The 20351-nt window shown below is 70.1% G+C and carries 19 protein-coding genes; 8 read left to right on the top strand and 11 right to left on the bottom strand.

Features of this window, described 5'->3' with window-relative positions:
- Nucleotides 1-2: 2 nt before the first annotated feature.
- Entirely contained in the window at nt 3-587 is a 585-nt protein-coding gene (locus tag MYA_RS18910) for a thiamine phosphate synthase (protein WP_014724633.1), read from the top strand.
- A gap of 14 nt (nt 588-601) precedes the next feature.
- Here the strand turns inward: MYA_RS18910 and MYA_RS18905 are convergent, their stop codons facing one another.
- Complete coding sequence (locus tag MYA_RS18905) at nt 602-2254, bottom strand: DUF3459 domain-containing protein (protein ID WP_041494271.1); 1653 nt, start codon at nt 2252-2254, stop codon at nt 602-604.
- 301 nt (nt 2255-2555) lie between these two features.
- Here MYA_RS18905 and MYA_RS18900 point away from each other — a divergent pair, with 301 nt between their 5' ends.
- Complete coding sequence (locus MYA_RS18900) at nt 2556-3266, top strand: class I SAM-dependent methyltransferase (protein WP_014724631.1); 711 nt, start codon at nt 2556-2558, stop codon at nt 3264-3266.
- A gap of 9 nt (nt 3267-3275) precedes the next feature.
- Here the strand turns inward: MYA_RS18900 and MYA_RS18895 are convergent, their stop codons facing one another.
- Nucleotides 3276-3929: a DUF1345 domain-containing protein gene (locus MYA_RS18895; protein WP_014724630.1), complete on the bottom strand. Its 654-nt coding sequence runs from the start codon at nt 3927-3929 to the stop codon at nt 3276-3278.
- A gap of 136 nt (nt 3930-4065) precedes the next feature.
- On the opposite strand from MYA_RS18895, the gene MYA_RS18890 reads away from it, so the two are divergent.
- A complete protein-coding gene (locus MYA_RS18890) occupies nt 4066-4791 on the top strand; it encodes a metallophosphoesterase (protein WP_014724629.1) in 726 nt (241 codons plus the stop codon).
- A 34-nt stretch (nt 4792-4825) separates the two neighbouring features.
- Here the strand turns inward: MYA_RS18890 and MYA_RS18885 are convergent, their stop codons facing one another.
- A complete protein-coding gene (locus MYA_RS18885) occupies nt 4826-5521 on the bottom strand; it encodes an RES family NAD+ phosphorylase (protein WP_034194977.1) in 696 nt (231 codons plus the stop codon).
- 2 nt (nt 5522-5523) lie between these two features.
- The gene (locus tag MYA_RS18880; protein WP_041494089.1) at nt 5524-5952 is read right to left on the bottom strand and encodes an MbcA/ParS/Xre antitoxin family protein; all 429 of its coding nucleotides are present in this window, start codon (nt 5950-5952) and stop codon (nt 5524-5526) included.
- 237 nt (nt 5953-6189) lie between these two features.
- Here MYA_RS18880 and MYA_RS18875 point away from each other — a divergent pair, with 237 nt between their 5' ends.
- Nucleotides 6190-6972, top strand: a complete 783-nt coding sequence (locus MYA_RS18875; RefSeq protein WP_014724627.1) for an ABC transporter substrate-binding protein — start codon at nt 6190-6192, stop codon at nt 6970-6972.
- A gap of 217 nt (nt 6973-7189) precedes the next feature.
- On the opposite strand, the gene MYA_RS18865 is transcribed toward MYA_RS18875, so the two are convergent.
- From MYA_RS18865 to MYA_RS18855, 3 genes are all read right to left on the bottom strand, one after another.
- Complete coding sequence (locus tag MYA_RS18865; RefSeq protein ID WP_014724625.1) at nt 7190-7438, bottom strand: hypothetical protein; 249 nt, start codon at nt 7436-7438, stop codon at nt 7190-7192.
- 542 nt (nt 7439-7980) lie between these two features.
- On the bottom strand, nt 7981-9447 hold the full coding sequence (locus MYA_RS18860) for a sigma-54 dependent transcriptional regulator (RefSeq protein ID WP_011881549.1): 1467 nt from the start codon (nt 9445-9447) through the stop codon (nt 7981-7983).
- 466 nt (nt 9448-9913) lie between these two features.
- Nucleotides 9914-10837 carry a metal-dependent hydrolase gene (locus MYA_RS18855; RefSeq protein ID WP_011881548.1) on the bottom strand — a complete coding sequence of 308 codons (924 nt, stop codon included), beginning with the start codon at nt 10835-10837 and terminating at the stop codon, nt 9914-9916.
- Between the two features lie 561 nt (nt 10838-11398).
- Between MYA_RS18855 and MYA_RS18845 the strand changes: the two genes are divergently transcribed.
- From MYA_RS18845 to MYA_RS18835, 3 genes are all read left to right on the top strand, one after another.
- On the top strand, nt 11399-11740 hold the full coding sequence (locus MYA_RS18845) for an FKBP-type peptidyl-prolyl cis-trans isomerase (RefSeq protein WP_011881547.1): 342 nt from the start codon (nt 11399-11401) through the stop codon (nt 11738-11740).
- A gap of 23 nt (nt 11741-11763) precedes the next feature.
- Entirely contained in the window at nt 11764-12528 is a 765-nt protein-coding gene (locus tag MYA_RS18840) for an AraC family transcriptional regulator (protein ID WP_014724621.1), read from the top strand.
- A 398-nt stretch (nt 12529-12926) separates the two neighbouring features.
- The gene (locus tag MYA_RS18835) at nt 12927-14378 is read left to right on the top strand and encodes an MFS transporter (RefSeq protein ID WP_014724620.1); all 1452 of its coding nucleotides are present in this window, start codon (nt 12927-12929) and stop codon (nt 14376-14378) included.
- Nucleotides 14379-14457: 79 nt separating this feature from the next.
- On the opposite strand, the gene MYA_RS18830 is transcribed toward MYA_RS18835, so the two are convergent.
- Nucleotides 14458-14925, bottom strand: coding sequence for a winged helix-turn-helix transcriptional regulator (locus MYA_RS18830; RefSeq protein ID WP_011881544.1), 468 nt, complete (start codon nt 14923-14925; stop codon nt 14458-14460).
- Between the two features lie 142 nt (nt 14926-15067).
- Between MYA_RS18830 and MYA_RS18825 the strand changes: the two genes are divergently transcribed.
- Nucleotides 15068-16294: an MFS transporter gene (locus MYA_RS18825; protein ID WP_014724618.1), complete on the top strand. Its 1227-nt coding sequence runs from the start codon at nt 15068-15070 to the stop codon at nt 16292-16294.
- A 137-nt stretch (nt 16295-16431) separates the two neighbouring features.
- Here MYA_RS18825 and MYA_RS18820 read toward each other — a convergent pair whose 3' ends face one another.
- The 3 genes from MYA_RS18820 to MYA_RS18810 form a co-directional block, all read right to left on the bottom strand.
- Nucleotides 16432-17598 (bottom strand): glycosyltransferase family 4 protein, encoded by a 1167-nt coding sequence (locus MYA_RS18820; RefSeq protein ID WP_011881542.1) that lies wholly within the window; start codon nt 17596-17598, stop codon nt 16432-16434.
- Between the two features lie 99 nt (nt 17599-17697).
- On the bottom strand, nt 17698-18885 hold the full coding sequence (locus MYA_RS18815; protein ID WP_014724616.1) for a glycosyltransferase family 4 protein: 1188 nt from the start codon (nt 18883-18885) through the stop codon (nt 17698-17700).
- Complete coding sequence (locus MYA_RS18810) at nt 18882-20348, bottom strand: glucose-6-phosphate isomerase (RefSeq protein ID WP_011881540.1); 1467 nt, start codon at nt 20346-20348, stop codon at nt 18882-18884. Before MYA_RS18810 ends, MYA_RS18815 begins: the two co-directional genes overlap by 4 nt.
- Nucleotides 20349-20351: the final 3 nt, after the last annotated feature.

The following is a 20351-nucleotide window of genomic DNA, read 5'->3' as shown; positions in this document are numbered from 1 at the left end:
CGATGAGCGTCGCGCTGCCCCGCTGCTGCGTGATCACGCCGGAGCCGGCGTCCGCGTCGGCGGCCGCTTGCCGCGCGTTGCTCGACCGGCTGTCGGCCGTGCTCGCGCGCGGCGAGACGCTCGTGCAGCTGCGCGTCAAATCGCTCGACGCGGCCGCGTTCGCGCGCCTCGCGGCCGATGCGCTCGCGCGCTGCGATGCGGCCGGCGCGCAGCTGATGCTCAACGGCCCGATCGACGCCGCCGGCGTGATGCGGCTCGACGGCGCGGGCTGGCACCTCGACGGCGCCGCGCTGCACGCCGTCGCGCAGCGGCCGCTGCCGCCCGCGCGCCGCGTGTCGGCCGCGTGCCATACGGCGCACGACCTCGCACTGGCCGCACGCGTCGGTGCGGATTTCGTCACGTTGTCGCCCGTGCTGCCGACGCTCAGCCATCCCGGCGCGCCGACGCTCGGCTGGAGCGCGTTCGCCGCGCTGGCCGCGCAGGCGGCGATGCCCGTCTATGCGCTCGGCGGCATGACGCGCGCGCATCTGGACGACGCGCGCCGCCACGGCGCCTACGGCGTCGCCGGCATTCGGGGCTTCTGGTAGGTCGGCCGCGCGTGTCAGCCGTGGTTCGGCTCGGCCGGCCGCATGCGCCATGCGCCGCCGTCGATTCGCCGCACGTCGTGCGTGAGCGCATAGCCGTTGACGTCGCCCGTCAGCCAGGCGACGAGCGAGTACGGCGGCAACTCGCCTTCATCAATGCGATCGCGCGCGCGCGCCGGCGTCTCGAACACGACGCGCCCGCGCGGCGCGTCGAACGGCACCGCCTCGGGCGACAGGTTCAGCGCGATCGTCAGCGTCTCGTCGTCGGCCAGACGCCACGACGCGAGCAGCGCATCGGCTTCGCCGTCACCGCCAGCCTTCAGCGTACGCGCGTCCTGCGGGCGGCAATCGGACAAGCGCGGCGCGATCAGCTTCGCACGCACCGCCAGCGCCGACTGCACGAAATGCGCGCGCTCGGTATCGCGCGCGGTTTCGTCGAAGATCAGCGGAATCTGTGGCGTGAGCAGCGACAGCGCGAGCGCCGCGAGGCCGGCCGCCTGCCCTTGCTCGCCGGATGCGGCGCCCTGCCACGCGCCATCGGTGAGCACCAGCGACGTCAGCGACAAGCCGTCGAGCATCGCGCCGCCGTCGGGCGCGGCCGGCTGGAACGCCGCGCCCGACGCCGTCAGCGCGCGCGCGAGCGTGTGGATCGACTGGTGCATCGAGATGCCGTCGTGAGCGACCGCGTCGCGGCACGTCAGCCGATGCAGCGCTCGTTCGCCGCAACCGTTCCACTGCGCATCGAAGTGCGTGTCGGCCAGATGCACCGGATGACGCTCGCTGCCGAGCACGAGATGGATCAGCCGGTCGGCCGGCTCCGCGGCGTGCACGCGATCGGCGATCTCGCGCAGCCAGGACGCGCCGATCCGGTCGGCTTCGCGCAGCCGCAGGCCGTCGCAGCGGTACTCGTCGAGCCAGTACAGCGCGTTGTCGCAGAAGAAGTCGCAGACGTCCGGATGGTCGAGCGCGAGCGGCGCCGCCTGCAGCGGATCGTCGCGCATATGGAAGAACGGCGCGGCGTAATGGCGCAGCGCGTCGGTGCCGCTGCCGAAGCGCGAGTAGTCGAGCTCGAGCAGCACCGCGAGGCCGTAGCCGTGCGCGTCGTCGATCAGCGCCTTCAGCGCGTGCGGGCCGCCGTCCGCCGCGAGCGGCGCGAACGGCAGGCTGTCGTGCGGCGACGCCAGCAGCTCCAGCGCCGTGATGCCGAGCCGTGCGAGCTGCGGCAGCCGGCGGCGCACGCCGTCGAAGCCGCCCGCCGCGTGCGGCCGGATCGCATAGAGCGCGATGTCCTCCCAGGGACGCCCGCGCCAGAACGTGTTGCGCCACGTGAAAGCGCGCGCATCGACGACTTCGCTCGGGCCGTTGAGCCCGTCGGGCTGCGAACGCGATGCGGGATCGGGGATCGACACGGCATCGTCGAGGCGATAGCGATAACGTGCGCCGGCGCCGCATTCGACGAACGCTTCGAACCAATTGGGACCGGCCGCCGTCATCGGGACGAGCGTCGGGCCGTGGCCGGTATCGAGTTCGAGCTGGACCTGGGTACTGCCCGGCGCCCACACGCGGAAATGCGTGCGCGGCGGCGCGCCATGCGCACCGCAGGGCTGCGCACCGAACGGCAGGCAGTGGATGTAGTGCTGCGCATACGGATCGTGCGAACAATCTGACATCGTGCGCTCCTCGTGCGGGCCGAGCAGCATGGCCGCATTCGACGCGGCGCATGGCGCCCGGCATGCGACGGCCAGGCAGGGGGGATGAAAAGTATGCGCCGTTTTGGCGACTGCGACGCAATCCGAACGATCCATTTTTAATACGAATCGACCCTGAGCGAACGCGGGGCGATCGGCCCCGATGGCGGGTAGTCTGCATACCGGAATGGCCGCTGGTCTTGTTGGGCCGCGGCCCGCCCGCTTACGCTCGGGCCAACGCGCGCGGGCAGGTCGTCCGCGCCACGAACCCGAGGAATCCGCGATGTCGCTCCCCGCCAGCGCCGCAAAATTCGATCCTGCCCGCGCGCACGAATACGCCGAACAGTCGCGCATCGCGCTCGCCGGTTACGACGCGTGCCACGAACTGTCCGCATGCATGCTCGCGGCGGCGATCGGCGCGGCCGATGCGCGGATCCTCGTCGCCGGAGCGGGCGGCACGGGCCGCGATATCTGCGTGACCGGTGCGCTCGAGCCGGGCTGGCAATTCACGGCCGTCGATCCGTCGGCGCCGATGCTCGCGCTCGCGCGCGCCGGCGTCGAGGCAGCCGGTTGCGGCGCGCGCACGCAGTTCGTCGAAGCCGGGGTCGACGCGCTGCCGGATGCTCCCGCGTTCGACGGCGCGACGCTGATCGGCGTCCTGCATCACGTCCCGGGCGACGCGGCGAAGGCCGCGCTGCTGGATGCGATCGCACGTCGCCTGAAGCCGGGCGCGCCGCTCGTCATCGCGGGCAACCATCGCCGTTACGCCGACCACCCTCGCCTGCTCGATGCCTGGCAGCAACGCTGGCGCATGGCCGGAGCGACACCCGACGCGGTGCGCGCGCAGCTCGCGAAGATCCTGCAAGGCGCGGACCCGCCGGCGTCCGAGGAAGCCGTGTTTGCGCTGCTGCACGACGCCGGGTTCGATGCGCCGCTGCGCTTCTTTTCGAGCCTGTTCTGGGGCGCGTGGATCGCGCTGCGGCGAGCCGCGTGAGCGCGCGCCTCAGCCCAACAACCCCGCCGCGACGTTGATCGACAGCCCGAGCACGGCCATGTTGAAGTAGAACGACAGGATCGACTGCGCGAGCGCCGAGCGGCGCGCGGCGCGGCTCGCGAGCGACACGTCGGCCGTCTGCGACGCGACCGCGAGGGTGAACGCGAAATAGAGGAAGTCCCAGTAGTCGGGCTCCGGATGGTCGTCGGGAAAGCGCAGCGCGCGGTCGGCGCACGGCGAGCCGTAATAGAGCCGCGCGTAATGCAGCGTGAAGATGGTCGGGATCAGGAACCATGCGCCGAACAGCGTCGCGCCGGTGATCGCGTAATGGCCGAGCCCGACGCGAAAGCCGACGCTCTTCGCGGTCGCAAGCTCGAACGCGATCGCGGCGATGCTCGCGACCGTCGCGATGCACACGACCGTCAGCACGGTCGTCGCATTCTCGTCCTCGCGGATCGCGATTTCGCGCACCTTGTGGTGGTGCGCCGTGATCATGCGCGCCCACATCAGCGCGAGATACAGCCACACCGCGCAGTCCCAGCCGATCAGCACGCGCGCGGCCGACCGCAGCGGAAACGGCAGCAATACGGCGCACAGCACGCCCGCGACGAAGGCGGCCACCATGCGCGGCCGGTTGCGTAATACCTGCGGATAAAGCGTCATCGTTGCATTCCGAAAGCGGATGGAAAGGGTTCGGCCGGCACGCGGCTGCCCGCTGCGCACGCGCCGGGGCGCACGGCGCCGATTATCGCCATTCCGGCACCAGGTTGCGATGGTCGCGAGCGCCTAAGATATCTGGATGACTTCCTCCCTGTGCCGCCATCCCGCCAATACGACGGGCCGCGACTTCGTCGTCGGCGATCTGCACGGCTGCGTGGACGTGCTGCGCGCGCTGCTGTACGACGTCGGCTTCGATGCGGCGCGCGACCGGCTGTTTTCGGTCGGCGATCTGGTCGACCGCGGCCCCGCGTCGGAAACCGCGCTCGAGCTGCTCGATCGTCCGTGGTGCCATGCGGTGCGCGGCAATCATGAGGAAGTGCTGAGCCTCGTCGCACGCGGCAAGCTGTCGGCCGACGCGTGGCGCGGCATCGGCGGCGACTGGGGCGCCGACCTGCCGCCGCAACTGCTGCAGGCGCATGCCGCGCGCGTCGACACGCTGCCGCTCGTGCGCGTGATCGGCGACGGTCCCGAGCGTTTCAACGTGCTGCACGCGGAATTCTTCGGCAGCGACGACGAACTCGACACGGGCAGCTACTCGCACGACGTGCGCGAGCGGCTGATCTGGGGGCGCGATCTGGTCCAGGGGCTCGCCGACCCGGCGTTGCAGGCCGGGCTGTCGCTGACCTGCACCGGCCACACGCCGGTGCGCGACCTGCAGCGCATCGGCGCGCAATGGTTCATCGACACGGGCGCGTTCGCGCCGTCCGGGCGGCTGACGATCGTCGAGCCGCACACCGGCCGGAGCTGGTCGCTCAGTCAGGCCGACGTACGCGCACGTCGCGCGGCCGATCTGCCGCTGCCGTGACGCCGCGGTTCCCGTGCGCACGCAGCGCGTTACGCTAACCGACCTGATTCAGTTCGAACACCGCATCGACCGCGCTGCCGTTCCAGTTGTATTCGAGGTACGCGGCGTGATGACAGTCGCGCAGCAGCGTCGTGCGCAACGCGGCGATACATTCGCCGTCCGGGTCGCGCACCGACGGATAGACGATGCCCGCGCCGCCCGCATTGCGCACGGCGCGGCCGAGCGCCTGCCCCGCGCTGTAGTCGAGCGGATCGAGCAGCTGCGGGTGGCGCTGCGGCCAGCTGCGCACGTCGACGACGTCGCCGTGCGCATACACCGTGTAGAGCCGCATCTGCTGGCGCATCGGCGGCTCCTTCGTCGCCGCGAGGAACAGCCCGCTGTGATAGCGCGTCTCCGCGATCGCCGTCGCGCGCGAACGGCCGCAGTAGAACACGCCGTAGGTGCCGTCCGAAAACCGGCTGCCCTGCGGGTTCAGATGCGTGAACGCGGCCATGATCGGCCCCCAGCCGGGGCCATAGCGGCGTTCGGCCGGCGGCACGAGCGCCAGCGTGCCGACTTCCTGACGTATCCGGTCGTTGGTCAGCGATTCGAGCGCATACAGCGCGTCGAAGTCGTCGGCCGATGCGACGCGGTCGAACAGGTTGATCGCGGGAAAGCGGGTGGGTATCACACGATAGGCAGGCGCCCAGTCGACGACGGTCGTCGGCCAGGGTTGCACGTCGATCGGCATCGTCACGCCCAGCCACCTCGCATCGCGTCGAGGTATTGGCGCACGGCGACCAGATCGCCCACGTTGCCGGCCAGCATCCGGTCGAGCGCGCGCTTGCCGCCGAACGGCGCCGCGTCGTTGGGCCGCTTGACCCACGCGTCGGCCGCGGCCGGCTGCGGCAGCAGAATCTGCAAGGCCTTGTAGATGCCGAGCAGCAGCGATAGGCGCTCGAGCGTGTCGCGCGGCAGGCGCGCCGAGCCGGGCGACGCCTTCCACTTGAAGAACGTCGAGCGGCCGGGCGACCCGAGCAGCACGAGTTGCTCGTCGATCGTCAGCTCCCAGTCGCGCGCGATGTTGAAGAACGCACGCAGGCCGGCCGCCGACATCTGCGCAACCGAGGCCTGCGGCAGGGCGAGATCCGGATTCTGTGGGTCGAAGGCGGGCTGTGACATGATCGTTAGTCTCAAAACGAATTTACTAACAAGATTAGTCCATTTTCGCATTTATGCAAGGGTCGTCCCCTTTGCGGCGGCCGCCTCTGCGCCGATCATTCCGATATTTTTTGTCCATTCTGGACTGAGATTTTATTTTCTGCGTTAATGGGTGGGCGGACAGTGCGGCGGCATGCGATGCGGCCATGCACCCACCGCGCCGCCGCGGAACCGGATCGACCACGCCAAGGAACCACCATGAAGAGACTGATTGCCGCCGTTTCGATCGCCCTGCTCGCGGTATCGGCCGGCCCCGCCGCCGCGAAGGACTGGACCACGCTGCGGTTCGGCACCGATGCCAGCTACGCGCCGTTCGAATCGAAGGCGCCCGACGGCAAGCTCGTCGGCTTCGACATCGACCTCGGCAACGAGATCTGCGCGCGGCTGAAGGCGAAGTGCGTGTGGCTCGAGAACGATTTCGACGGGATGATCCCCGCGCTGAAGGCGAAGAAGTTCGATGCGGTGCTGTCGTCGATGTCGATCACGCCGCAGCGCGCGGAACAGATCGGCTTCACGACGAAGATCTACAACCAGCCGACCCGTCTCGTCGTGAAGAAGGGCTCGCCGTTGCTGCCGACCGCCGAATCGCTGAAGGGCAAGTCGATCGGCGTCGAACAGGGCACCACGCAGGAGGCGTATGCGAAGGCGTACTGGGCGAAGCAGGGTGCGAACGTCGTGTCGTACCAGAACCAGGACGGCGTCTATGCGGACCTGACCGCCGGCCGCCTCGATGCCGCGCTGCAGGACGAGGTGCAGGCGGCGATCGGCTTCCTGAAGTCGCCGCGCGGCGCGGGTTATCAGTTCGTCGGGCCGGAGCTGGTCGACGAGAAGGTGCTCGGCATCGGCGCCGGCATCGGGCTGCGCAAGGAAGACACCGACCTGAAGGCGAAGATCGACCGCGCGATCCTCGACATGGTCAAGGACGGCACCTACAAGCGGCTGGCGTCGAAGTACTTCGACTTCGATATCTACGGCGGGTGATGGGGCTGATGCGGCGGCGCGCCGCATGCTGCCGCGTATCGCAGGCATCGCGGACAGTTCGTTCCCGCCAGCAAGCGCGGACGCTCGACGTCAAAACATGAAGGCAGCGCGCTGCTGCCGTCCACTGCCGCGCCGGTTTCGTCGCCCGTCTCGCGCGGCACGCTGCCGCGTATCGCCGGCATCGCGGACGATTCCCCCACGCCGCGAGCGCTCGACGTCAGAACGTGAAGATCGGGCGTCGCGGCACCCGCGCGCGCGCACACATGCCCATCCGGATCGGATTGGCGAGCGTGAAAGCACCGGCGCGACGCGGATGGCCGGGAATCAGCCGGATCCGCCTCGCGCCGAGCGCGCAAAGCTGGCCTGTCGATGCATGGCGGCCGGCCGCGCGCTGCGCGCTCGAGCGGCGATGCAACGCATCGCTGCGATCGCGGCCAGCCGGCAGCGGCGTGTGACGATGGTTCATTTTTGGTACCCCGTAGTCGCTGTGCTGCTTGTTTCGGCGTCCGGAAGACCCCGGCGCTCCGGCGACTCGACGACGGCCCTTGCCGCGCGGCGCGCGCCTGTCGCGCGCGCCGCCGCCCTCCCCGTGAGCTCGATTCCGGCCGTGTTCGTCCGTCGTGCTGCCGAACCGGCCGGATGCCCGTCGTCGACTTTCGCACCTCGACATTCGCAAGGAGCGCGCCAGGCGCGCGCAGGCCCGTCGCCACGGGGCTTTCGTCGGACGACTTGCGCCGCGAACCGGCGCCAGCAGGCCTGACGTTTCAAAACTGAAACACGCGATAGGGGAACGGCGACCGCACGGCGACGCGGAATACGCCGCAGGCCGATGCTCGGCGCGGGTGTGGAAAATTTGCCCGGCGCGTGCGGCGCGCCATGGCGGGCGATCGCCGCGCCGGTTCGCGCGCACGCCGGCACGAAACGTTTCACGGGCTTTACACAGAACCGCGAATCGCCCGCGCACGGGCGCACGGCCGGGACCCGCCGCAGCGCCGTTACGCGCCGCGTTCAGCCGACGCGCTGGTTGTCCGCGTCGCCGGCCGGCGAGCCGTCCTTGCCGTTTTCGCCGCCGTTGTCGTGATCGTTGAGCCCGTGCTCGATCATCATCCGGTACAGCGTCACGCGCGAAATGCCGAGTTCGGCGGCCGCCTTGTTGATCCGGTGATCGTTGCGCAGCAGCGCGTTCTCGATCGCCGTGCGCTCGGCGAGCGAGCGCGCCTGCTCGAGCGTCACGGGCTCCGTTTCGCCCGGCACGTCGAGCCCGAGATCGTGCGGCGTCAGCAGCCGGCTCTCGGCCATCACGATCGCGCGCCGCACGCGGTTGATCAGCTCGCGCACGTTGCCCGGCCACTCGTAGCGGCGCATCGCGTCGAGCGCCGCCGACGTGAAGCCGCTGATCTTGCGGCCGCTGTCGGCCTTGTATTTCTGCAGCACGTAATGCGCGAGGATGTCGATGTCCTTGCCGCGCGCGCGCAGCGGCGGCTCGTGGATGCGCAGCACGCAGAGCCGGTGATAGAGATCCGCGCGGAAGCGTCCGGCCTCGACCGCGCCGTCGAGATCGACGTGCGTCGCGGAGATGATCCGCACGTCGACCGGAATCGATTCCTGCCCGCCGAGACGCTCGATCTTCCCTTCCTGCAGGAACCGCAACAGGCTCGCCTGGCTCTCGACCGGCATGTCGCCGATTTCGTCGAGGAACAGCGTGCCGCCGTTCGCCGACTCGATCCGCCCGGCGCGCCGCTGGTTCGCGCCGGTGAACGCGCCGCGCTCGTAGCCGAACAGCTCGGATTGCAGCAGATGATGCGGAATCGCGCCGCAGTTGATCGCGACGAACGGCCCCTTGCCGCGCACCGAGCGCTCGTGGATCGCGAGCGCGGTCAGCTCCTTGCCGGTGCCCGACTCGCCGGAGATGAACACGCTCGCGTCCGTCTTCGCGACCTTGCGGATCGTGCTGAACAACTGCTGCATCGCCTCGCAGTTGCCGATCATCCCGTGCTCGCCGATCGACGCCGCATACGCGGCGCCGTCGACGCGATCGAGCGCGGCCATCCCGCGCGCATGGCCGAGCACGTGCGAAATCCATTCGTACGGCAACGGCAGCGTCACGTAGTCGAAGCAGTAGCTGCGAATCATCTCGCGCACCGCGGCGCTGATCGTGACGCCGCCCTGCGCGACGGAAATCCAGCCGATCGCGGGCTGGCTCAGACACGCCTTCAGCGCCGGATAGTCGCGCGACGTGAAGCCGGTGAAATCGATGAGCCCGGCCGCGACGTTGACGCCGGATGTCATGTTCTGCGCGGCGCCGGCCGTCTTCGCGACCGAGACTTCCCAGCCAAGGTCGCGTAGTTGCGCGAGCAACGGTTCGTCGGGCGAACGCATGATCACGAACAGCTTGCGTCCTGCCTCGGGTGCGGTAACGGACAAGAGCGGCGTTTCGGCCGCCGTCGGGTTTGCATCGGGTGATTTTGCAACCATCGTTGTTCCCCGCTTGGCGTTGGTATCGTGCGCCGGCTCGTCGCGGCGTGCGACGCAGCTGTTCGAACCCACATATTGGCCGCATTTCCGTCCGAATAGAATCCCCCAAGGCAATAATCGCGCGGCCTGCGAATCGGTCGATGAACGGTATATCGATACCGCCGAGGGGCGGCTGGATGGGGGTTATCCCGATTGGTGGGATTTTCCGGGGCGCGCGCGAGCGGTCCGGGAGTGCGCCGGTCGGGAGCGGGCCAGGCGCTGGACGGATGCGGGACGGGCGTGGGTCGGACCGACGCGGGCGCGGCGGCGCTCGCAGTGCGCAGCGCGGGCCGCGCATGCGTAACCGTTTTCCGATTGACCTCGGTCAATCGTCGGATGAAGGCGTCGATGATGCAGGAACGCAACACGCGCCGGTCAGGGCGCCGCAGCGCACCCGTTCGCGCCCCAAAGCGCCCCTCACCCCGCGTCAGCGCGTCGAAGCGATCGGCCCGAGCGCACCGGCGCGGCCGCGGCCGACCGACGGGAGGCTGGCCGCGCGCGATGCGGCGACGAGCCCATCCACCCGGGCGAGATGATGGCGGTTGTCGTGGTCCCACGGATGGAAGCCCGGCCGGAAATAGCTGAGCCATTCGCGCGCGATGCGCGGAAACAGCCCGCGGCGCGGCCCGTACAGGAACGCGATCATCCGCAGCATCCCGCGCAACCGGTGCCGGATCGCTCGATCGCGCGACAACAGCGTGACGTGCAGCAGGAACACGGTCGGCCAGAACGTCAGCGTCGTCAGTAGATAGGCGCCGATCCGGATCAGATAGCGACGCGGGCCGGGGCGGATCGCCGCGTTCCAGACGTCGAACGACACGGCCTTGTGCTCGGTTTCCTCGAGCGCGTGCCACAGCCACATCTGCCGATAGCCGTCGACCGAGCCGTCGAGGCGCGTCGGGTCGCTCAGCAGCCAGTCGGCGAGCATCGCCGTGTAGTGCTCGGCGGCCACCGTATGCGCGAGCTGCATCGAATGCGGCAGCTTGCGCTTCAGGTACCCGAGCACGGTCCAGATGCGCTTGTCGAGCTTGCGCGCCGGCAGCCGGTTCGCCTGCATCAGCTCGTTGTATTCGACGTGTTCGCGCGTGTGCATCGCCTCCTGGCCGATGAAGCCGAGCACCTGCTGCTTGAGCAGCGGATCGTCGATGCGGTCGCGGTAGTTGCGCACCGAGTCCATGAAAAAGCGTTCGCCGGCCGGAAACAGCAGCGACAGCGCGTTGAAGAAGTGGGTCACGTGCGGGCCCATTGCGTGCCAATCCTTTGCGCGCTCGACCGCCAGCTCGAAGCGCAGGTCGCGGCGCACCGGCATCACGTCGGCCGCGATGGCGGCGGCGGAAGCGGCTGACTTCATGTTGGTCGTTCTCCTTGCGGCGGGCAGCCTCGAAGGCCGTGCGGCGCGCACGCCGTCCCGCAACGTACTGATCTTGACATCGATAGATGTAAAGATAGGCGCCGTCCGGTGGCGCGGGCAAGCCGAACGGTAGACGCGCGCTTCCAAACGGCGCACCGGACGCGGCGTCGCAAAAACGGCGTTCGTGCAGCGTGTGGATGGACCGCGATTCGAACGCGCGAACCGTTGCGCGACCGGCACGCGCGGCACCCACGCGCGTGGCGGCATCGCCGCGAAAGCCCCGTGCGGCGGGCGTTCCAGGCGATCGCACGCGGCTTGCGACGCGCCGCGGTACGCGCGTGCCGCCACGATTCATACGCGAGCTGCGACCGCGCGGTGCAGCGCGATCGATCGGATCGCAGCCGAATTCAAACGCGCGTTCCATTCGGGTTTCGCGCGCGCCGACGTCAGCGGCCGCGCCGGGCGCGCGGCGCCCGCCCGGCCATGCGCGCGCCGCGTCCGGTGACGCGCGGCGGGCTCGCCTACAATAGCGGTCTTACTCAACCCCTCTCAGGAGAAGTCATGTCCGTCACCACGACCGCATCGGGCCTCAAAATCGAAGACCTGACCGAAGGCACCGGCGCGGAAGCCGCCGCGGGCCAGACCGTCAGCGTCCACTACACGGGCTGGCTGACCGACGGTCAGAAATTCGATTCGAGCAAGGACCGCAACGACCCGTTCGCGTTCGTGCTCGGCGGCGGCATGGTCATCAAGGGCTGGGACGAAGGCGTGCAGGGCATGAAGGTGGGCGGCGTGCGTCGCCTGACGATTCCGCCCCAACTCGGCTACGGCCCGCGCGGCGCAGGCGGCGTGATTCCGCCGAACGCGACGCTCGTGTTCGAAGTCGAGCTGCTCGCCGTCTGACGCCTGCTGCCGACGCCCTTCCGATGGAACGCGTGCCGTCTCCCGCCATCGCGCTGCGCCGTTACGACACGTGCGAGGCGTCGGACGTGCACGATTTCCATCAGGTCGTGCTGGGCGTCGACGGCGCGATGGTGATGGCGGTCGACGGCGTCGGCCGCCGCATCGACCGGCATGCGGCATGGCTGATCCCGGCGGGCGCGCGCCACGAGTACGCCGGGCTCGGCGAGAATCGCCAGCTCGTGCTCGACCTGCCCGTCGCGTCGCTGGCGCTGCCGCAGCGTCTGTTCGACCGCGCACGCGCGGTCTCGATCGATCCGGCGCTGACGTCGCTGGTCGCGCAGGTCGCGACGGCCGCCGCGCAGTTCGACGGACCGGCCGACGCCGCGCGTGCGCATCGTTTCCAGTGGCACGCTGCGGCGCGCCTGTGCGATGCGCTGCTCGACGACGCCAGCCTCGCCGCGCCCGCTGTGGGCCTCGATTTCGCGCGCATCGACCGCTGGCTGCGCGCGCGGCTCGCCGAGCCGCTGCGCATCGCGGATCTCGCCGCGCACTGCGGTTACGGGATGCGCCGCTTTCATCAACTGTTCGTCGACGCGTTCGGCGAAACGCCGCACCGCTACCTGCAGCGGCTACGGCTCGACGCGGCCGTCGTGCTGCTCGCCGACGGCCGTCATCCGCTCGTCGACATCGCCGGCATGGTCGGCTTCGCCGATCAGAGCACCTTCACGCACGCGTTCACGAAGCGCTTCCGCGTCGCGCCCGGGCGCTGGCGCAGCGAGCGGCACTGAAAGGTTTGGGGCGGCTCGGGCGCTGCTGCTGTCAAGCCGCCGCATCGCGCGACATCCGCATGGCGTTGCGTGCTTCACGTCCTGATCGGCGGTGGCATCGGGCACACGCGCTGCCGTCAAGCCGTCGCATCGCGCGGCCACCCGCATGGCGCTGCTTGCTTCACGTCCTCATCGGCGGTGGCGTCGGGCACACGCGCTGCCGTCAAGCCGTCGCATCGCGCGGCCACCCGCATGGCGTTGCTTGCTTCACGTCCTCATCGGCGGTGGCATCGGGCACACGCGCTGCCGTCAAGCCGTCGCATCGCGCGGCCACCCGCCTCGCATCCCCATCCTCAGCAACATCGATACTTCACCGCAGGCCGAAACATCCCGCACCCGGCGCGTCCTACGATACGCGCATGGACACGTCACGCTCCCCCGCCCTGCCGCCCGCGCTCGCACGCGTCGTGGCAACCGTCAGCGTCGGCTTCGTCGTCACGCAGCTCGACGTTACGATCGTCAACATCGCGCTCGCGCATCTCGCCGGCGATCTGCACCTACCGGTCGCCGCGCTGCAGTGGGTCGTCGATGCGTACACGCTCGCCTTCGCGGTGCTGATGCTGACGGGCGGCGCGCTCGGCGACCGCTTCGGCGCGCGCCGCCTGTACGTCGCAGGCCTCGTGCTGTTCTCGGTCGCGTCGCTCGCGTGCGGCGCTGCCGTCTCGCCCGCGATGCTGATCGCCGCCCGCGCGGCGCAGGGCATCGGCGCGGCGGCAATGCTGCCGAATTCGCTCGCCTTGCTCAACGACGCGTGCCGGCACGACCCGCGGCTACGCGCGCGCGCCGTCGGTGCATGGACGGCCGCGGGATCGATCTCGATCGCCGCCGGCCCGGTGGTGGGCGGGCTGCTGATCGCCGCCTGGGGCTGGCGGGGCATCTTCCTCGTGAATCTGCCGCTGTGCGCGGCGGGGCTCGCGGCCACGTTCGCGTGGGTGCCCGCGCGGCGCGCCGATGCGGCGCCGCCGCCGGCCGCCGCGCGCCCGCTCGACGTGCGCGGCCAACTGATCGCGATCGCGATGCTCACCGCGCTGACCGCCGCCGTGATCGAATGGCGGCCGCTCGGCTTCGTGCATCCGGTCGTCGCGGGCGGCTTCGCGGTGGCGGCACTCGCCGCGCTCGCGTTCGTCGCGGTCGAGGCGCGCAGCACGGCGCCGATGCTGCCGCTGTCGCTGTTCCGTCGCCGCACGTTCAGCGCGGCCGTGCTGTTCGGCGTCTGCGTGAACCTCACCTATTACGGCACCGTGTTCGTGCTCGCGCTGTATCTGCAGCGCGTGCGCGGCGAAACGGCGCTGCAGGCGGGCCTCGCGTTCCTGCCGCTGACGGGCGGCTTCCTGCTGTCGAATCTGGCGAGCGGCCGCGCGGTCGCGCATGACGGCCCGCGCATGCCGATGTTGGCCGGTGCGCTGGTCGCGGCCGTCGGCTACGGATCGCTGCATTTCGTCGACGCCCAGACGCCGCTGCCGCTGCTGCTCGTGCCGTTCCTGCTGATCCCGGCCGGCATGGGCTTCGCGGTGCCGGCGATGACGACGGCCGTGCTCGCGTCGGTCGAGCCCGCGCGCGCGGGCATCGCGTCGGCCGTGTTGAACACCGCGCGTCAGGCGGGCGGCGCGATGGGCGTCGCCGCCTTCGGCGCGCTCACCGGCGCGGGCGGCGCAGCGCAGACCGTCCACGGCCTGCGCGTCGAAACCGCCGTGTCGGTAGCGCTGCTGATCGCCGCCGCGTTGCTCGCGACGCTGGTGCGGCGCGACGCGCATCGCGACCCACATCGTGACGCGGCGGCCGCACGTCGGCCGGTGTCGGCCGCGGACTGATCGGCAGGTCCATCGTCGGCGCACGACGAGCCGGCCGATCGCAGACGCCAACCGCGATTGCGCGATGCGCAGCCGCGCGTCAGCGCGGCCCGTTCGAATCGTCGACGACCTTGCGCACGAACGTTTCCGCCGCCTTCACCGCGCGCCCGTCGTCGTGCCGCAACGCGATCTTGCGCAGCGCGCGGCCGGTGTTGCGATCGATCAGCACCGAACGCGGCTCGCCACGCTCGAACAGGTTCGCCTCGCCCCACTGCCGCAGCATCACGATGACGGGAAACAGCCCCTCGCCCTTCTTCGTCAACGCGTACTCCTGATATGCGCTGCCGTCCGATGCGGGCACGACTTCGAACACGCCGGCGTCCACCAGCATCCTGAGCCGGTCGGACAGGATGTTGCTCGCGACGCCGAGGCTCGCACGAAAATCGCCGAACCGCCGCACGCCGTCGAACGCGTCGCGCACGATCAGCAACGCCCAGCGATCGCCGACGATATCGGTCGCGCGCGCCACCGGGCACGGCGAATCCGCAAGACTTCTCTGTCTGGCCATATTGCTCTCCGCTTTCCTTTCAGCCGCGTGGGCCGCCCTCGATGCGCGGGCCCGTCGCCCGACGCTTTTCAGTTGCATTTTAAAACTTGTTTTTCTACACTCCAACAGGTTTCTATTTGCAACTATTTGAGTGAGAACGCCGATGGAATCGTCCTGCTGCTCCGACCTGGCCGCGTCGGCTGCGCCGCCGCGCGCCGCGAACCAGGCCCGCGTGCCGACCGCGACCGTCGCGTTGCTCGCGGTCTGCTGCGCGGCGAGCGTCGCGAACGTGTACTACGCGCAACCGCTGCTCGATTCGATCGCGCGCGAGTTCCGCGTCGCGCCGGCCGCGATCGGCGGCGTCATCACCGCGACGCAGCTCGGCTGCGCGCTCGCGCTGCTGTTCGTCGTGCCGCTCGGCGATCTGCTGAACCGCAAGCGCCTGATCGCCGTGCAACTCGTCCTGCTGGCGGCGGCATGCGCGTGCGTGGCCACGGCGTCGACACGCATCGCGTTGCTGGCCGGCATGGTCGCGCTCGGCCTGCTCGGCACCGCGACGACGCAAGGACTGATCGCATGCGCGGCCGCGCTCGCGGCGCCCGGCGAGCGCGGCCGCGTGGTCGGCGCGGCGCAGGGCGGCGTCGTGATCGGCCTGCTCGCCGCACGCTCGCTCGCGGGTGTGGTGACGGACCTCGCCGGCTGGCGCGCGGTGTATCTGGTGTCGGGCGCGGCCGCGCTCGCGATGCTCGCGGCGCTCGCCCGCCTGTTGCCGGCCATCGACGCGCCGCGCGAGCGGATCGGCTATGCGGCGCTGCTCGGCTCGATGGTCACGCTGCTGCGCACCGAGCGCGTGCTGCGCGTGCGCGGCGCGATCGCGCTGCTGATGTTCGCCGCGTTCAGCATCTTCTGGAGCGCGCTGGTGTTGCCGCTCAGCGCGGGACCGGAGCCGATGTCGCATACGCAGATCGGCGCCTTCGGGCTGGTGGGCGCGCTCGGCGCCGCTGCGGCCGCACGCGCGGGCCGGCTCGCCGATCGCGGGCGCGGCGAGGCGACGACGGGCGCCGCGCTGCTGCTGCTCGCGTGCGCGTGGCTGCCGCTCGCGTTCGCGGGCACGTCGATCGCGTGGCTGGTCGTCGGCATCTTGCTGCTCGACGTCGGCGGGCAGGCCGTCCACGTCGTGAACCAGAGCATGATCCTCGGCGCGCGGCCCGATGCGCACGCGCGCGTGGTCGGCTGCTACATGCTGTTCTATTCGGCGGGCAGCGGGCTCGGCGCGATCGCCTCGACAATCGCGTATGCGCACGCGGGCTGGCTCGGCGTCTGCGCGCTCGGCGCGGCGGTCAGCGTGGCCGCGTCGTGCGTATGGGCCGCGACGCTCCAGCGCCGATAGCACACGCCGAACACGTCGCGCCGCCCGCGCGGCGGCCATGCAACGAACGAAAAAAAACCGGCTCGCCGAAGTCGGGCGAGCCGGTCCGTGCCGCGGCGCGAGGTCGCGCTGCGCGCCGGTCGCGGTGCGTCGCGCGCTCAGCTGGCCGCGCGGATCGCCTCTTCATAGACGCCGGCGACGCGCCGCGCGATCACCGCATTGTCGAAGTGCTCGCGCGCATAGCGCTTGCATGCGACTTCGTCGGGCAGCGCGATCGCGCCCGACAGCGCGCCGCCGATCCCTTCCGCGATCGCGTCGGCGCCGGTCGACGGCAGCACGAGGTCGCTCGACAGCCCCGCGACGGCCTCCGGCAGCCCGCCCACCGGCGTCACCAGCACCGGCGTGCCGGACGCCAGCGATTCGACGGTGATCAGCCCGAAGCCTTCGAGCGCGACCGTCGGCACGACGCTGACCGTCGCCGCGCGGTACAGCGCCGCGAGATGGTTGTCCGGCACGAACCCGAGCAGTTTGACGTTGTCCTGAAGCCCCGCGGCGTCGATGCGCTGCTGCAGCTCCTCGCCGATCTTGCCCTTGCCGGCGATCAGCAGCAGCACGTCGGGATGACGACGCTTGACGATGCCGATCGCGTCGATCAGGTCTTCCAGCCCCATGCGCCGCACGAGCCGCCGCACCGCCAGCACGATCGGGCGGTCCTGCGGCAATTGCAGCTTGTGGCGCGCATCGGCCGGCGTGAGCGGCGTGTCGAACTGCGCGGTGTCGACGCAGCCGGGAATCACGCGCACGCGCGACGGATCGATGCCGTAGCGGTTCGTCAGGATCTGGCCGAACGCCTGCGACAGCACGATCAGGCGCGACGAGCGCACGTAGACGGCCTGTTCGAGATAGCGCTTCGCGCGCTGTCCCAGCGACGCGGCGCCCTCTACCTGACTTTCGTCGGCCCACGGCCCCTGGAAGTGCGACACCTGCGGAATCCCCCGCGTGACGTCGAGGCCCGGGAACGTATAGAGGGCGAAGTGCGACGAGATCACGTCGGGCCGCGCGCTGCGGATTTCGTCGCGCAACGCGCGGCGCGCGGCGAGCATGCGGCGCGCGAGCGGCTGCGATGCGGGCCCGAAGCCCTGGATCGCGCCGCCCGTGTCGTTGGCGACCTTCGGCGAGCCGGCCACCAGCCCGCGCACCTCGACGCCCGCACCGGGCAGCGCGCCGACGAGCGAGTAGTACATCCGGTCGAGGCCGCCCGCACGTTCGGGGAACCAGTGCATGCCGATCTGCAACGATTTGATCGGCCGGGAAGATTGATTCATCAGTTGCTCCGAGAAACTCGCCAGGTCCGCCGCACGCATGCGTGCGCCGGATCGCGCGATCAGCTGTGGGAATGCGCCGCGGTCAGGCGGCGGAACACGTCAACACGATTGCTCCTGCGTGAGCGCATCGTCGGCGCGCTCGAACGCGACCGGCTGCGACGGTTCGCCGATGCGCCGGTACAGCGCGACGTACTGCGCGCCCATGTGCGCCCAGCCGAAGCGCGTCATCAGTTCGCGCGCGGCTTCACCCATCGCGCGGCAGGTCTCGCGCGACGCGGCGAGCGAGCCGATCGCCTGCGCGAGCGCGGCCGGATCGTCCGGGTCCTCCAGCACGATCCCGCAGTCGCGCGTGATGATCTCCGCGCCGCCGGCGGTGCGCGCGGTGACGACCGGCAGCCCGGCCGCCATCGCCTCGAGCAGCGACAGGCTCATCGCTTCGTAGCGCGACGGGAACACGTACGCGTCGACCGAGCGCATCAGCGTCGGCATGTTCTTCACCAGCCCGAGGAAATGCACGCGCGCGTCGATGCCGAGCGCGCGCGCCTCGTCCGGATACGGGCTGCCCGGCAGATAGCCGGCCACCGCCAGATGCACGTTCGCCGGCAACTGCGTCAGCGCCTTCAGCACGGTGCCGAGGTTCTTGCGCGGCGTGCGCAGGTCGCCGACGAACAGCAGCAGGAACGCGTCGTCCGGCAGCTTGAAGGCCGCGCGGTCGGCCTGCGCGTGCGCGAACGCGCCGGCGTCGACGCCGTTGTAGATCACGCTGATCTTGCGGCTGTCGATGCCGAGCCCGGCGATCTCGTCGGCCACCTTCTGCGACACGGCCGTGATCGCGCGCGAGCGCCGGTATGCCCAGCGCTCGAGCGCCGTGTTCACGCGCGTATAGACGTACTGGTACGCGGACCACAGCCCCTTGGTCAGCCCGAACGGGTAGTACGGGCTCTTGAACCAGCCGCCGTGCACGAAGTGCGCGGTGTTCACGTCCGCGCGGACCCACGAGATGAAGCCGTTCACGTGCAGCACGTCGTACTCGGCGCGATGCGTGCGCAGCCACCACGCGCTCTTGAGCGCGAACACCTGCTGCTTGACGAGATTCGACGGCCACCAGCGCCCGGCCTTCACCGGCACCCAGCGCACGCGCGGTTCGGCCAGCAGCTCGGGCGCGACGTGCGACGCGACCAGCGTGACCTCGTAGCCCTCGGCCAGCGCGGCGCGCGCGATTTCGTAATTGACGCGGCCCTGCCCGTCGTTATGACGCACGACATGCGTGACGATCGCGATTCTCAATGGTCGCCTCCCCGTGAACGCGCGGCGGCCAGCAGGCGCTGCGCCTTCTGCCAGTGCGCCGCGGATAGTATGGAAAAAATGGCCGTGTACATCAGCAGCCCGCCCGTGCCGATCAGCGAGTTCGTGAAGACCAGCATCGCGAACGTCGACAGACACAGGCTCAGGCACGCGCCGACGAACTTGTCCTTGCGCAGCTTGAACGCGGCGCGCAACGTGCGGCCGAACAGCATCACCACGCCGGCGAGATACAGCAGCGTGCCGGGCCAGCCGAGCACGAACGGCACGTTCATCACGCCGCTGTCGAAGCTGCCGTACTTGCCGAGCTCGCCGCTGTCGCTCGACAGCTTCGTCGAGGCGCCGGTCGCGCCCATCCCTTCGCCGGCGACGTCGGTGAACGCGGTCTGCGCGAAGGTCGCGTAGAACTTGTTCCGGTCGTCGTAGCTGCGGTCGTCCTTCAGGTTCGTGATCGATTCCAGACGCTGACCCAGCCGGTCGGCCACCGGCCCGACGGTCAGCAGCGGCACGCACAGCCCGACCAGCACGACGCCGCTGATCAGGATGCGCATCCGCACGCGATTGCTCGACTGCACGAGCTGGATCGCGAGCGCGATCACCCAGCCGCCCCAGGTCGAGCGCACCAGGCACAGCGCGAACGACACGAAGCCGGCCGCGCCGGCGACCCAGCGAATCCGCTGCGGCGCGACCAGCACGAACACGAGCGCGCCCATCATCGCGAACGCGAACGGCCCCGACGAGTTCATCGTGCTGAACACCCGCACGCCGTACGGCACCGGCTCGCCCTGCGAGCCCATCTGCGAGCCGACCATCCACAGCACGTCCCACTGCGGCATCACGAAGTACTGCACGACGCCGTACACGCCCATCACGAGCATGCCCCACATGAAGGTGGCGAGCAGCACGTCGCGGTACTCGGGATAGTTGCGCGCGTTGACCATGATGTGAAAGCCGATCAGGATCGGGTACAGCCAGTTCGCGAGGTCGTAGGTCGCGGCCATCACGCCGCTCGACACGATGCCGACCAGATACGCGTACACGAGCCCGAACAGCATCAGCAGCACCGGAATCCCGCGCCGTTGCGCGAGCACGCGGTAATGCCGGATCAGGCCGAGGCCGGCGATCATCGTGACCGCGAGCGGCGCGACCTGGATCAGGCTCGTCGGCGTGAACGCGCCCTTCGACCAGTCGGCCAGCCGCCGCACTTCGGGGCTCAGGAACCACACCCACCACATGAAGCCGACGTAGCGCGCCGGGCTCTTGAAATACAGCCAGACGCCGACCGCGATGGCGAGCACCGGGAACGCGAGCGTCAGCACCTTGCCCTGGTGCACGGCGATCAGCGCGGCGGTAAACGACCACAGCGCGGCCTGCCCGGCCCAGTGCTTCGGCTCCGCGAACCAGCTGCGGCTGCGCGACGGCGCGCGTTCGGCGGCGATCGTACTCATCGA

It is taken from the genome of Burkholderia sp. KJ006, from assembly GCF_000262695.1.
GTDB classification, from domain to species: Bacteria; Pseudomonadota; Gammaproteobacteria; order Burkholderiales; family Burkholderiaceae; genus Burkholderia; species Burkholderia vietnamiensis.
Note: the sequence above shows the minus strand (reverse complement) of the source record. Positions and strands in the feature narration are given on the sequence as shown.